The sequence below is a fragment of the Stenotrophomonas sp. LGBM10 genome (genome assembly GCF_046736075.1).
In the GTDB taxonomy this organism is placed as follows: Bacteria; Pseudomonadota; Gammaproteobacteria; order Xanthomonadales; family Xanthomonadaceae; genus Stenotrophomonas.
On sequence record NZ_CP177163.1, the window covers coordinates 2,806,881 to 2,820,329 of the forward strand.

At 69.9% G+C, this 13,449-nt stretch carries 10 protein-coding genes; 6 read left to right on the plus strand and 4 right to left on the minus strand.

What is annotated here, in order from left to right; all coding sequences use genetic code 11:
- Positions 1-3: 3 nt before the first annotated feature.
- Entirely contained in the window at positions 4-1,332 is a 1,329-nt protein-coding gene (locus ACLB90_RS12040; RefSeq protein WP_411849718.1) for a GTP-binding protein, read from the plus strand.
- 15 nt (positions 1,333-1,347) lie between these two features.
- On the opposite strand, the gene ACLB90_RS12045 is transcribed toward ACLB90_RS12040, so the two are convergent.
- On the minus strand, positions 1,348-2,958 hold the full coding sequence (locus ACLB90_RS12045) for an ABC-F family ATP-binding cassette domain-containing protein (RefSeq protein WP_411849719.1): 1,611 nt from the start codon (positions 2,956-2,958) through the stop codon (positions 1,348-1,350).
- A gap of 176 nt (positions 2,959-3,134) precedes the next feature.
- Positions 3,135-4,037 (minus strand): LysR family transcriptional regulator, encoded by a 903-nt coding sequence (locus tag ACLB90_RS12050; RefSeq protein ID WP_411849720.1) that lies wholly within the window; start codon positions 4,035-4,037, stop codon positions 3,135-3,137.
- A gap of 219 nt (positions 4,038-4,256) precedes the next feature.
- Here ACLB90_RS12050 and ACLB90_RS12055 point away from each other — a divergent pair, with 219 nt between their 5' ends.
- The 3 genes from ACLB90_RS12055 (at position 4,257) to ACLB90_RS12065 (ending at position 7,678) form a co-directional block, all read left to right on the plus strand.
- On the plus strand, positions 4,257-5,450 hold the full coding sequence (locus ACLB90_RS12055) for a serine hydrolase domain-containing protein (protein ID WP_411849721.1): 1,194 nt from the start codon (positions 4,257-4,259) through the stop codon (positions 5,448-5,450).
- Positions 5,447-6,640, plus strand: a complete 1,194-nt coding sequence (locus ACLB90_RS12060) for an MFS transporter (protein ID WP_411849722.1) — start codon at positions 5,447-5,449, stop codon at positions 6,638-6,640. The genes ACLB90_RS12055 and ACLB90_RS12060 overlap by 4 nt, the downstream gene beginning before the upstream one ends.
- 81 nt (positions 6,641-6,721) lie before the next feature.
- A complete protein-coding gene (locus ACLB90_RS12065; protein ID WP_411852750.1) occupies positions 6,722-7,678 on the plus strand; it encodes a polysaccharide deacetylase family protein in 957 nt (318 codons plus the stop codon).
- A gap of 12 nt (positions 7,679-7,690) precedes the next feature.
- Here ACLB90_RS12065 and ACLB90_RS12070 read toward each other — a convergent pair whose 3' ends face one another.
- Entirely contained in the window at positions 7,691-9,292 is a 1,602-nt protein-coding gene (locus ACLB90_RS12070; RefSeq protein WP_411849723.1) for an EAL domain-containing protein, read from the minus strand.
- A gap of 249 nt (positions 9,293-9,541) precedes the next feature.
- Here ACLB90_RS12070 and cycA point away from each other — a divergent pair, with 249 nt between their 5' ends.
- Both cycA and ACLB90_RS12080 read left to right on the plus strand, forming a co-directional pair.
- Positions 9,542-10,921 carry a D-serine/D-alanine/glycine transporter gene (gene cycA, locus ACLB90_RS12075; protein ID WP_411849724.1) on the plus strand — a complete coding sequence of 460 codons (1,380 nt, stop codon included), beginning with the start codon at positions 9,542-9,544 and terminating at the stop codon, positions 10,919-10,921.
- A 104-nt stretch (positions 10,922-11,025) separates the two neighbouring features.
- A complete protein-coding gene (locus tag ACLB90_RS12080; protein ID WP_411849725.1) occupies positions 11,026-11,799 on the plus strand; it encodes a lytic transglycosylase domain-containing protein in 774 nt (257 codons plus the stop codon).
- 23 nt (positions 11,800-11,822) lie between these two features.
- Here the strand turns inward: ACLB90_RS12080 and ACLB90_RS12085 are convergent, their stop codons facing one another.
- On the minus strand, positions 11,823-13,346 hold the full coding sequence (locus ACLB90_RS12085) for a tetratricopeptide repeat protein (protein WP_411849726.1): 1,524 nt from the start codon (positions 13,344-13,346) through the stop codon (positions 11,823-11,825).
- Between the last annotated feature and the right edge of the window lie 103 nt (positions 13,347-13,449).

Consider the following 13,449-nt stretch of genomic DNA (forward strand, 5'->3'; position numbering starts at 1 on the left):
GCCATGACCGCCTCCAGTACCTCCCCCGATTCGCGCCTGCCGGTGACGGTGTTGTCCGGTTTCCTCGGCGCCGGCAAGACCACGCTGCTCAACCAGATCCTGCGCAACCGCGAGGGGCGTCGCGTGGCGGTGATCGTCAATGACATGAGCGAGATCAACATCGACGCGCAGCTGGTGCGCGAAGGCGGCGCGGCGCTGAGCCGCACCGAAGAGACGCTGGTGGAGTTCAGCAATGGCTGCATCTGCTGCACGCTGCGCGATGACCTGCTGCAGGAGGTGAAGCGGCTGGCCGCTGCGGGGTGCTACGACTACCTGCTGATCGAGTCGACCGGCATCGCCGAACCGATGCCGGTGGCCGCCACGTTCCAGGTACGCGACGCGGAGGGCTTCTGCCTCAACGACATCGCGCGGCTGGATACGCTGGTGACGGTGGTGGACGGTCGGCAGTTCCTGCATGACTTCGGCTCGAGCGACCGCCTGGCCGACCGCGGCCAGCAGGCAGGCGCGGACGATACGCGCGGCGTGGTCACCCTGCTGGCCGAGCAGGTGGAGTTCGCGAATGTGATCGTGGTGAGCAAGTGCGATCTGACCGATGACGACACGCTGCAGTCGACCCTGGCGGTGCTGCGCGCAATGAACCGCGACGCGCGACTGCTGCTTTCCTCGCACGGGGATGTGCCACTGCATGAACTGCTGGATACGCAGCGCTTCGACTTCGTGCGTGCACAGCTGGCACCCGGCTGGATGCAGGCCCTGCGCGGCGGGCATACGCCGGAGACCGACGCGTACGACATCACCAGTTTCGTGTACCGCGCGCGGCGCCCGTTCCACCCGCAACGCTTTGCACGGGTGCTGGAGCAGGGGCTGGGCAGCGTGATCCGCAGCAAGGGCTTCTTCTGGTTGGCCAACCGCATGGACTGGGTGGGCGAGTTGTCCGGCGTTGGCCCGGCAATGCAGACGCAGGCGGCCGGCTTCTGGTACGCCGCGCGCGAGCGGGTGGCGGCCGGGCTGGAAGGCACGGCACCGGTGCTGCCGCCTACGCCGGTGCCGTACACCGACGTCGGCTGGGCACGCCAGCAGATGGCGTGCTGGACAGCACCGATGCCCGGGGTGGATGAGGTGGGCGACCCGGGCGAGTACCAGGCGATGCGCGCGTTGTGGCACCCGTGGTGGGGCGACCGCCGCCAGGAGCTGGCGGTGATCGGAGTGGCGATGGATGCGGCGGCCGTGCGTGCCGAGCTGGATGGCTGCCTGCTCAACGATGCCGAGATGCGTGCCGGGCCGCTGCTCTGGCAGGTGCTGCCCGATACCTTCCCGGCCTGGGCGCGGTAGCAGACGCGGCCACGATCAGCACGCGCGCAGGACCCATCCCTGGTCGGTGGCGTCGAGCCGATGGGTCAGGTGCAGCGCGTCGAGCAGATCGGGATCGTGCGAAACCACCATCAGCGTGCCCGGGTACTGGTTGAGCATGTGCTCCAGCGCGGTCAGCGAGGGCAGGTCGAGGTGGTTGCCCGGCTCATCCAACAACAGCAGCTGCGGCGGATGCTCGGCATACAGTACGGCGGCCAGTGCCGCCTTCAGCCGTTCGCCGCCGCTGAGCGTGTGCAGCGGCCGCAGGCTGCGTTCGGCATCCAGCCCGAGCAGGGCCAGGCGGGTGCGCAGGCTGCCTTCGTCGGCGGTGGGATGCGCGCGCTGCAGCCATGACAGCGCACTGTCCTGCGCCGGCAGCGCGGACAGCGACTGATCGAGCAGGGCGGTGCGTGCAGACACGTCCACGCTGCCGCCGCAGGGTGCCACGGCACCGGCCAACACGCGCAGCAGGTTGGACTTGCCACTGCCGTTGCGGCCGCCGATGCCGATGCGCTGGCCACGCTGCACGGTGAGGTCGAGGGTCTGCCACGGTGGTGCGACCCACGGCAGACCGGCGGCGACCAGGCTGGCCACGCGCTGTGGACCGGGGTCGTCGAGGACCGGGGCAATCATTGCGACGGCGGCCTCCTGTTCGACCTCGGCGGCTGCAGCGCCCACGCGCGCGTCCAGTGCGGCGCGACGTTCCGCCTGCTGCACCTGCAGGCGGCCCGCACTGTGCTCGCTGCGGTTCTTCATGCCGCCGAGCAGGATCGGCGCCTGATTGGCGGTGCGTGCATCGCGCTGCGCGCGCGATTGCCGGTGCGCCTGCCGCTCGCGCTGTTCGCGCAGCACGTCCTGCTGCTGGCGGCGCTCGCGCTTGCGCAGGGCGAGCAATGCCTCGGCGGCGCTGCGTTCTTCGTGCTTCTGCGTGGCGTAATGCGCATGGTTGCCGCCGTAGCTGCGCAGCCCGGCCGGCGAGAGTTCCACGATGCGCTGCATGCGTTGCAGCACGGTGCGATCGTGGCTGATGACGATCAGGCCGCCGCGCCAGTCCGCCATTGCGTCCAGCAGCCGGTCGCGATGCCAGGCATCGAGATGGTTGCTGGGTTCATCCAGCACCAGCGCGTCGGCGTTGGACAGGAAGGCGCCGGACAACGCCACCTGCATGACCTGGCCGCCGCTCAGCGTGGCGGCCGGGCGCAGCGGATCGAGTGCGGGCAGGCCGAGGCGATGCCACTGCGCCTGCACCTGTTCGCGCAGGTCCCAGCGTTCGCCGACGCAGGTGAAATCGTCGGGATCGACACTGCCCGCTTCGATGCGGGCGAGCGCGTCGAACACCGGTCCGACGCCGGCGAGGTCGATGATGCGACCGTGTGGAACGCCACTGAGCTGCGCCAGCCGCTGCACGTGGCCGTGGCGCTGGATGCGCCCGGCGGTGGGCGCCCGCTCGCCGCTGAGCAGGTGCGCGAACACGCTTTTGCCGACACCGTTGCGCCCGACCAGGCCGGTGCGGGTGGTGTCGAAGGAGAAGGAAAGATCTGAAAACAACGCGCGACCATCGGGCAGGGTGACTGCCACGCGGTCAAGCGTAAGGGCGAATGCGGTCATGCGACCTCCAGAGATGCCGTGAACTCCTCCCTGCCGGGCAGGGTGGTCAGGAGACAGGCCGTCAGACGACGGCGGGCATCAATGGCGCATGCGGGCATACCTCGGCAACTCAGGCGACTGGCTGTCGCGCGGCCAGTATACGGAGGCGCCGGCGGGCACCGATGAACGCCGGCTGCTCAGCAGCTCACGCCGGTGAGGCGGGCGCTGACGAAATCGATGAACACACGCAGCTTGGGCAGAACGTGCCGGCCCGATGGCCAGAGCAGGTAGAAGGTGCCGCAGGCGTGGATCTGGTCGGCCAGCACCCGCTGCAGGCGGCCATCGGCGAGTGCTTCGCGCGCGGAGTGTTCGGGGATGTAGGCGATGCCGCGTCCTGCCAGAGCGAAGGCCAGGCGTGCTTCGATGGTGTTGCTCACCATCGACACCGGCAGGTCCAGCGGCGGCTGGCCCGGTGCGGCCGGCAACGGCCACGGTTCCAGTTTGCCGGTGCTGGGGAAGCGGTAGTGCAGGCAGTCGTGCTGGCGCAGATCGGCCGCGGTGCGCGGGGTGCCGCGGCACGCCAGGTACTGCGGTGCGGCGACCAGGTACCGCGGGAACACACCCAGCCGGCGTGCGCTCAGGCGTGAGTCACCGGGATCGCCGACGCGCAGCACCGCGTCGAACCCTTCTTCGACCACATCCACCAGGCGGTCGTCGAAATCCAGCTCCAGGCGGATGCCGGGATAGGCGGCCATGAACTCGGTGAGGATCGGCAGCGACAGGTCGCCCACCAGCGGCAGGCCCAGCCGCAGCACGCCGACGGGTGCGGCGGTCTGCTCGGCCAGCTCGGTGCGGGCGGCGTCACGCTCGTCGAGGATGCGCCGGCAGCGCACCAGGAAGCGCTCCCCTTCGGCGGTAAGGGTGATGCTGCGCGTGCTGCGGTGGAACAGGCGCACGCCCAGCGCCTGCTCCAGGCGGGTGACGCTCTTGCCGGCAGCCGAGGCGGTGATGCCCTGCAGGCGGCCGGTCTCGACGAAGCTGCGGGTGTCGGCAACCTGCACAAAGGTCTGCAGGTTGCCCAGGTTGTCCAAGGCTGACATGGGCGTGCAATAGACGGAAAGGCGCACTGTAGCGAGCGCGACGGCGGCTGGGGTGGTCGCGCGCGGCGGCGCGTCCGGTCCGGCACGGGAAACCCTTGCGGGGACTGGGTTGCCGACAATTGCGGAACGAACTGTCCGGAATGTGCGGAGCGCTACCGGGCTTTTTGCCGCCCCGGGCAGCGCCTACCGTGGCGCTCCGATTCCGTTGGCGCTGCCCCCATGACCGTGTCCTCCCCTGACGCCCTTTCCGCTACGCCCCGGCTGCCTGCCGTGGATGCCCTGCTGCGCCAGCAGCACCACGACGCGCGCCTGGTGGGTGCGGTGGTGCTGGTACGCCGCCACGGCCAACTGCTGCACGCCGATGCCACGGGCTGGGCGGATCGCGAGCAGCAGCGGCCGATGTCGCGCGGGGCGCAGTTCCGCCTGGCCTCGGTCAGCAAGCCGATCGTGACCGCTGCGGCCCTGCGTCTGGTGGCGCAGGGCCTACTGTCGCTGGACACGCCGGCGCATGCGCTGCTGCCCGACTTCCGCCCGGCGCTGGCCGATGGCACCCGCCCGGCGCTGACGCTGCGCCATCTGCTCAGTCACAGCGCGGGCCTGGGATACCGCTTTCTGGAAGCCGATTCCGCCGGGCCGCTGGCGATGGCCGGGGTCAGCGATGGCATGGATGCGTGCGCCCACAGCCTGCAGGAGAACGTGCGCCGGATCGCGCAGGTACCACTGGCGTTCGCGCCCGGCCAGGGCTGGCACTACTCGCTCGGGGTGGACGTGGCCGGGGCGATGCTGGAGGCGGCAACCGGCCTGCCGCTGGCCGAGGTTGTCCGTGTGCAGGTCACCGCACCGCTGGGCATGCACGACACCGGCTTCCATACGGACACGCCGGCGCGCCTGGCCACGCCCTATGTCAGCGACCTGCCACGGCCGCGCCGCCTGCGCGAAGGCGAGGTGGTGCCGGTGTTCGACGGCACGGTCGGCATCGCCTACAGCCTGGCCCGCGCAAGCGATCCGCTGGCATTTGCCTCGGCCGGTGGCGGCATGGTCGGCACGGCCGATGATGTGATGCGGCTGCTGGAGGCGCTGCGCGGCGATGCGCACCGCGATTGGCTCGCGGCCACGCACGTGGCGGAGATGACGCGCGCGCAGGTCGGTGAGCAGGGCCCGCCGGACCCGCCAGGCTGGGGCTTTGGGCTGGGCGTTGCGGTGCTGCGCGATCGGATCGCGGCGGCCACGCCGCAGGCCGACGGCAGCTGGCGCTGGGGCGGTGCGTACGGGCACAGCTGGTTCGTCGATCCGGCCTGCGGGCTGAGCGTGGTCGCCCTGACCAACACGCTGTACGAGGGCATGCATGGCGCCTTCGTGGATCGCCTGCGCGACGCGGTGTATGCCGACTGCGCCACGGCGGTGGCGGCATGAGCGCGCCGGCCGAGGCCTGCGTGCCGCAGCCTGCCGCCACGCGCCTGCCACTGGGCGGGCTGCTGGCGCTGGCCTGTGCGGGCTTTGTGACCATCCTGACCGAGGCGCTGCCGGCGGGCCTGCTGTCGCCGATGAGTGCCGATCTGGGGGTAAGCCGCGCGCTGGTCGGCCAGCTGGTCACCGTGTATGCGCTGGGCTCGCTGCTGGCGGCGCTGCCGATGACCGCGCTGACCCGGCGGCTGCCGCGCCGCCCGCTGCTGCTGGCCGCCATCGCCGGCTTTGCGCTGGTCAACACCCTCACCGCGTTGACCCACGACTACACGGTGATGCTGGTGGCGCGTTTCGTGGCCGGCATCAGTGCCGGGCTGCTGTGGTCGCTGGTGGCCGGCTATGCCAGCCGCATGGTGGCACCGGCGCTGCAGGGCCGTGCGATCGCGGTGGCGATGGTGGGCACGCCGCTGGCGCTGTCGCTGGGGATTCCCGCCGGTACGCTGCTGGGGCAGACCATCGGCTGGCGCTGGGCGTTCGGGGTGATGTCGCTGATGAGCGTGGCGCTGCTGGTATGGGCGCGGCTGACGCTGCCGGCGCTGTCGGCGCCCGGTGCGGCCGCGCGCCAGCCGCTGCTGAAGGTGCTGACGCTGCCGGGACTGCGCACGGCGCTGCTGGCGATGTTCCTGTTCGTGCTGGCGCACAACGTGCTCTACACCTATATCGAACCCTTTGCGGCGTTGGCCGGTGCCGCCGGTTGGCTGGATCGCCTGCTGCTGGTGTTCGGCGTGGCCTCGCTGGTGGGGATCTGGATCACGGGCATGTGGGTGGATCGCGGCCTGGGCGTGCTGGTGGTGGCGAGCACGCTGGGTTTCATCGTTGCCGCGCTGGCACTGGCCTGCTGGCCGGGTTCGCCGGCGGTGCTGGTGGCCGCCACCGTGGTCTGGGGGCTGGCCTTCGGTGGCGTGGCCACGCAGTTCCAGACGGCCGTGGCGCGGCGTGCCGGTGAGGCAGCCGACATCGCGCAGTCTTTCGTGGTGACCGGCTGGAACCTGGCGATCGCGCTGGGTGGGCTGGCCGGTGGCGTGATGCTGGAGACGGTGGGCGAACGCTGGCTGCCGGTGGCGCTGCTGGCGGTGCTGGTGGCCGCATTGGCGGTGGTGCTGCGGCAACCGCGTGCCTGGCAGCCGGCGCTGCCGTGAGGCATGCCGGGTGAGCGATCGTGTACCGGTATGCTGATCGGCTTCGACCGGGAGGAGATGCAGGTGCAGCGACGTTCACGCATGGGATGGGGGCTGGCCCTGCTGTGCATGGCCGGTGTGGTGCAGGCCGCCACGCCGGACCGGCGCATCGCGATGACGATCGACGATCTGCCGTGGCAGCGGCTGGATACGCGCGCCGAACCGGAGCTGGCCGAGCGGCATGCGCAGCTGCTGGCCGCGCTGGAGGCCACCGGCATCCCGGTGGTGGGCTTCGTCAACGCGGGCAAGCTGGTGGAGCAGGGCAAGGTGGTGCCGGCGCGCGTGCAGATGCTGCGCGACTGGCTCGACGCGGGTGCCGAGCTGGGCAACCACACCTGGGGCCACGTCGATCTGCATGCGGTGGGCCTGCCGGCCTATACGCAGGACATCCTGCACGGCGAGGACACGCTGCGGCCGCTGCTCGCCGAACGTGGGCAGGTACCACGCTGGTTCCGCCACCCCTACCTGCGCGCCGGTCGCTCGCCCGCACAGCGCGAGGCGCTGGGTGCGTTCCTGCAGCAGCACGGGTACCGCATCGCGCCGGTCACGGTGGACAACAGCGAGTGGGTGTGGGCATTCGCCTACGACAACGTGCGGGTCAGCGACCTGCCGCCGGCCGCGCGCGAGGCCCGGCTGGCGCAGCTGCGTCGCGGCTACGTGCCGTACATGTTGAACAAGCTGGATTACTACGAGGCGCAGTCGCAGCAACTGCTGGGCCGCCTGCCCGCACAGGTGTGGCTGATGCATGCCAATGCGTTGAACGCGGCAACGTTCGAGGAACTGGTGGCGGCCACGCAACGCCGTGGCTACCGCTTCATTTCGCTGGAGCAGGCGCTGCAGGACCCGGCCTACCAGCATGCCGATGGCTATGACGGCGACGGCGGCATCAGCTGGATCCATCGGTGGGCGATGGCCGACGGTGTGCCGCGCAGCTTCTTTGCCGGTGAGCCGGTGGTGCCGCGCTGGGTGCAGGCGTTGGCCGGGGTGGATGCCGACTGAGCCAGCGACGGCTCACTCGGCGACGCTGCGGTTCGGGTTCTGCATGTTCTCGCGGGCCTTGCCGTACTGTTCCTTGCGCTGCCAGTGGAAGGTGGCGAAGGCATCCGGTGGCAGCGGCTTGGAGAACAGCCAGCCCTGGCCGAATTCGACCTGCCGCGATTGCAGGTAGGCGAGCTGGGCGGGCGTTTCCACGCCTTCGGCCACGGTGAACAGGCCCAGCGTCTTCGCCATGTCGATGATGTGCGAGGTGACCGGGCTGGTGGCGCTCTCGGTGCCAATGGCATCGATGAAGGATTTGTCGATCTTCAACGCATCCAGTGGCAACTGCTGCAGGTACTGCAGGCTGGAATAGCCGACGCCGAAGTCGTCGATGGCCACGCAGTGCCCGGCGCGGCGCGCGGCGGCCAGGCTGTTGCGGGCGCGCTGGATGTCGATGAAGCCGCGTTCGGTGGCCTCCAGCCAGATCTGCTGGGGATGGATGCCGGTGCCCTGCAGCTTCTGCGTCAGCACCTTCAGGGCGCGGCCGCTGCTGACGTCCTCGGCGGCGAGGTTGATCGCGATGTGGGCGCTGCGGTCCTGTACGAGCAGGTCGCGCATGTCGGCGATGACGTTGTCCATCACCTGGTCGGTCAGCGCCTCGATCAGGCCGGTGTCTTCGGCCAGCGGGATGAACAGGTCCGGGCGCACCAGGCTGCCGTCGGGCCGCTGCCAGCGCACCAGCGATTCGGCACCGATGCAGATGCCGGTATCCAGTTCGATGATGGGCTGGTAGTGCATGAAGAACTCCCGCCGCCGGACCGCCGTGGCCAGCTCGGCGCGCAGCGACAGACGCCGCCGCGACAGCCACAGCGCCAGGGCGATGGCCGCCGCCGCACCGAGTACGCCCGCGGGCGCGAACTGCCACAGCAGCGGCCGGATGCTGGCCAGCAAGGGCGCGCGTGGCGCGGTGGCAATGGCCAGCCACTGCTGGTCCTGCGCAGTGGCGAACAGCGTGTGGGAATCCATGCCGCTGCGGGGCTCGCGCAGCAGGTCGAGCATCAGGGTCGGGTCGGCGATCGGCTGGTGGGCAATCAGGCGCCCGTCCGGGCTGGCCACGGCCAGGCGTACGTCCGGGTCGGTGATGACATCGACCAGCCGGTCGGGGTTCATCAGAATGTCGTAGCGGCCATAGTGCAGGGCCAGCAGCGGCACGCCATTGCCGGCCAGCGGGCGCACGTCGAGCTTGATGCCGACGCCCTCGGCGGTGAGGTGGTCCGGCTCGGGGCGGCGGATCGGCGCCTCCATCGGGCCCCAGGAGGTGCAGATCAGGCGGTCGTCCTGGAAGTAGCCCATCTGCTCGGCCGAGACGGTGCTGATCACCAGCCCGCGCATGAGTTGCAGGTGCGCGGTGGAACAGGGCTCCAGGGTGCTGGCATTGGCCTGGCGCAGGGCGGTCAGCCCGGCCTCGTAGGCGCGGTGGGCGCGCAGCAGGGTGCGTTCGGCGGTGAACTGCAGGCGATCCCGGGCGGCATCGTTGGCGCGATGGACGTTGAAATAGAGCAGGGTGGCCATCGGCACGAGCGCGCCAAGCAGGGCGAACAGCACGGTGACGGCGATGTTCCGGGTGCGGTTCAAGCAGACCTCTTGCCAGCCGGCCCGTGGCCTGGAAGCCCTATCTGACCACCTGCCCGCGCGGAAAGAAACAGGAAAACCCCGCACTCCCGTTCGGACAAGGCCCTGACGGCCCGCTGTGCCGCCGGCAGCGGGTGAAACCCGTCAGCCCTGCGCACCGCCGTGCCCGGCCGGCGCGACTCGCCCGATGAGGACTGGCGCCCGCGCGGACACTCTTCTATGGTCCGAAGCACCACCGCCACGGCCCAGCCCATGTCCGACCCCGCTCAACCGCCGGAACACCTCCGGCGCAGCCTGTCCAACCGCCACCTGCAACTGATCGCCATCGGCGGTGCCATCGGCACCGGCCTGTTCATGGGGTCGGGCAAGACCATCAGCCTGGCCGGCCCGTCCATCGTGCTGGTGTACCTGATCATCGGCGCGATGCTGTTCTTCGTGATGCGCGCGATGGGCGAGCTGCTGCTGTCCAACCTGGAGTACAAGTCCTTCATCGACTTTTCCACCGACCTGCTCGGGCCGTGGGCCGGTTTCTTCTGCGGATGGACCTACTGGTTCTGCTGGATCATCACCGCGATCGCCGACGTGATCGCGATTGCCGCCTACGCGCAGTTCTGGTTCCCCGGGCTGGCACCGTGGATACCGGCGCTGCTGTGCGTGATGCTGCTGGTGGCGTTGAATCTGGTAACGGTGAAGCTGTTCGGCGAAATGGAGTTCTGGTTCGCGCTGATCAAGATCATCGCGATCTGCGCGCTGATCATCACCGGCTTCGGGCTGGTGGCGTGGGGCTTCACCGCGCCCTCCGGGCACGTGGCCTCGTTCACCAACCTGTGGAATGACGGCGGCGTGTTCCCGATGGGGCTGGCCGGCTTCTTCGCGGGCTTCCAGATTGCGGTGTTCGCCTTTGTCGGCATCGAACTGGTGGGCACCACCGCAGCGGAAACCGCCGACCCGGAGCGCAACCTGCCGAAGGCGATCAACTCGATCCCGATCCGCATCATCGTGTTCTACGTGCTGGCCCTGATCGCGATCATGGCGGTGACGCCGTGGCGCGAGGTGGTGCCGGGCAAGAGCCCGTTCGTGGAGCTGTTCGTGCTGGCCGGCATTCCCGCCGCCGCCAGCCTGATCAACTTCGTGGTGCTGACCTCGGCAACGTCGTCGGCCAACAGCGGCATCTTCTCCACCAGCCGCATGATGTACGGGCTGGCGGAGGAAGGGCACGCGCCGGGCATGTTCGCGCGGCTGTCGCGCGCGGCGGTGCCGGCGCGCGGACTGCTGTTCTCGTGCCTGTGCCTGCTGCTGGGCGCGATGCTGATCTACCTGATCCCGAACCTGGTCACGGCCTTCACCCTGGTCACCACGCTGGCGGCGGTGCTGTTCATGTTCGTGTGGTCGCTGATCCTGTGCTCGTACATCGTGTACCGGCGCCGCCGGCCGCAGCTGCACGCGGCATCGCGCTTCAAGATGCCGGGCGGGGTGCTGATGTGCGGGGTGTGCCTGGCGTTCTTCGTGTTCGTGCTGGTGCTGCTGACCCTGCAGCCGGACACCCTGTACGCCCTGCTGATCAGCCCGCTGTGGTTCCTGCTGCTGGGCCTGGGCTATGCCGGCAAGCGGCTGGTGGCCCGCCTGGCGTAACGCTGCACCGGGCCCGCCCGCGCGGCGGGCCCGGTATTCACCTTCGGTTCGCAGCCGTGGCCGGATGATCGCGCCGCACGACTGACGTGCCCCGAACCGAGCCCATGAACCTGTCCCTGCCCGCCGCGCTGGCTGTGCTGCTGTTGCTGATGCCCGGCGTTGCAGGCGCGCGCACGGTGTATCGCTGTGTGCAGGGCAGTACGGTGAGCCTGGCCACCGCGCCCGAGCCGGGGTCGAAATGCACCCCGCAGCAGATTGACGACAACGCGGTGCAGACCCCCAACCTGTGGGGGAACATGGGCATCTTCAGCGGCACCCTGTACGAGCGCGAGCAGGACGGCGCGCTGGTCTACTCGACCCGCAACCTGCCCGGCTCGCGGGTGTTCCTGAAGTTCACCGTTGCCACGCCGCCGGGCGAGCCGGCGCATGAAGGGCTGGGCAAGGTCGGTGCGCCGCAGTTGAACCGGCATGCCAGGCAGTTCAAGGCTGCCGCCAAAGCCACCGGTGTGGACGACGCGTGGCTGCGTGCGATCGCGCACGCCGAGAGTGGGTTCGATGCCGGCGCGGTATCACCCAAGGGCGCGCAGGGCGTGATGCAGCTGATGCCCGATACGGCCACTGAGTTCGGCGTGGCCGATCCGCTGTCTGCCGAGCAGTCGATCAACGGCGGCGCGCGCTACATGAAGGCGCTGCTGCGCCGCTACAAGGGCGACCGCGTGCTGGCCGCTGCGGCCTACAACGCAGGCATCGGTGCGGTGACGCGTTACAAGGGCGTGCCGCCGTACGCCGAAACGCTGGCCTACGTGGAGAAGGTCAGCGCGCTGTATGTGCGGTATCGCGAAGCGATGGGGTTCCGCGTGGAAACGCCGGCGAAGTAGGCCGGCGGGCCGCACGGTACCGCTCAGCGGGTCGGGTCGGAACCAAACAGGTCAATGCGTTCGATGCGGCCAACCGCCTGCACCGCGGCACGCACGTCGGCACGCTGCTTGAGCTGGCGCCAGCGCTGATCGCGCACGGCATCGCCGGGCAGCGACGGCACGGTGCGGTAGTCCTGCAGCAACACCAGCGCATCGCCACGCTCCTCCGGGGAGCGCAGCTGGGCGATCAGGCGGGCAGCCGCGTCGTCCATGCGGTTGTCTTCGAGCAGGACGTCGACCAGGACCAGGTCGGCCTCGTCGGGATGGCCCAGCAGCCAGTCGCGTGCGGCATCGCCCTGGGCGCGGTCGTTCAACTGGCGGAACACGGTCAGCCGCAGCCATTGGCGTCCAAACTCCCAGTAGCCCAGCTCCGCCGGCAGCACCGCCAGGGTATCCAGGGCCTGCTGCGGTCGCTGCAGGGACATCTGCCAGCCGGCCAGGACCAGGTACTGAACCGTGTTGGGCGCGTCTGAATCGTGGAACCGCAGGGCCTGCGCCTGGGTGGCCAACGCTGCGTCCATGTCGCCCAGGCGCCGCTGCGCACGGGCACGGCTGTACAGCAGCCACGCCAGGTCGTCGGCGCCCTCGTAGGTGCGCGGCGCGGTCGTGTCCTGCGCCTGCACCGACGCGGCGATGCTGTCGGTCATGGCGATCACCGCAGCGTCGTCGCCGGTCATCAGCAGGGTGTCTGCCATGCGCACGGGCAGGGTGCCTTCCTCGGGCCGCAGCAGAGCGGCCACGCGCAGGGCATCGGTATAGCGGCGCGCCGAGAGGACTGGATCGAACCGCGCGTTGCCGCGGTCAACGACCCGGTCAAAGCGTTTGTCGCTGCGCAGCGCGATCAGCTGGCTCGGGTCGTCGATGCGCGCGACGGTGGCGGCCAGCCGGTCCTGCTCGCCCGCGTCGGCCTGCAGCGTGGCCAGCGAGCGCCATAGACGCGCCGGTTCCATGCCGTTGTCCTGCCACTGGCGGTCGAACAACGCCTGCAGCAGGGTGCGGCGGGTGGTCGGATCGTCCTTCAGCTGATGCAGCAGGTAGCCGATCAGATCGCTCTTGATCTCGCTGTTGAACCGGTCGGTAAGCTGCAGTGAACGGGCGAGGTTGAGGGCGGCATCGCGCGGCTGTTGCTGCTGCACCTGCAGGCGGGCAAGCAGGTAAATGGCGCGGGGGTCGTCGGCGCGCGCGGCCAGCGCGGTGCGCAGGTAGCGCTCGGCGTCGACGTTCTGCCCGCTCTTCAGGGCGGTCATGCCGGCCGCCACCCACGCGTCCTGGCGCGCGTCGGCCGGCACCTGCGGCAGCGCGGGATCGGCGAGCACGCGTTCGAACACGATCATTGCGCCGAGCGCGTCACCGCGATCGGACTGCATGATCGCCTCGGCTACCGAATCGACCAGACGCTGTGCATCCGCACTGAGCGGCGCGGCGGGGGCGACGCTGATGGCGGCCGACGCAGCGGTGCTGGTCGCCAACGCGAGCAGCAGTGCAAGAGCATGACGACGCAGGGGCATGGGGGTTCCTTCCGTGGCAACAACAGGGATTGAACCCGGGATGGCGGATCGGCACAAGTCGCGCGTGCGCGGCAACAACGCTGCTATGGGTGTGCAGGCGCGT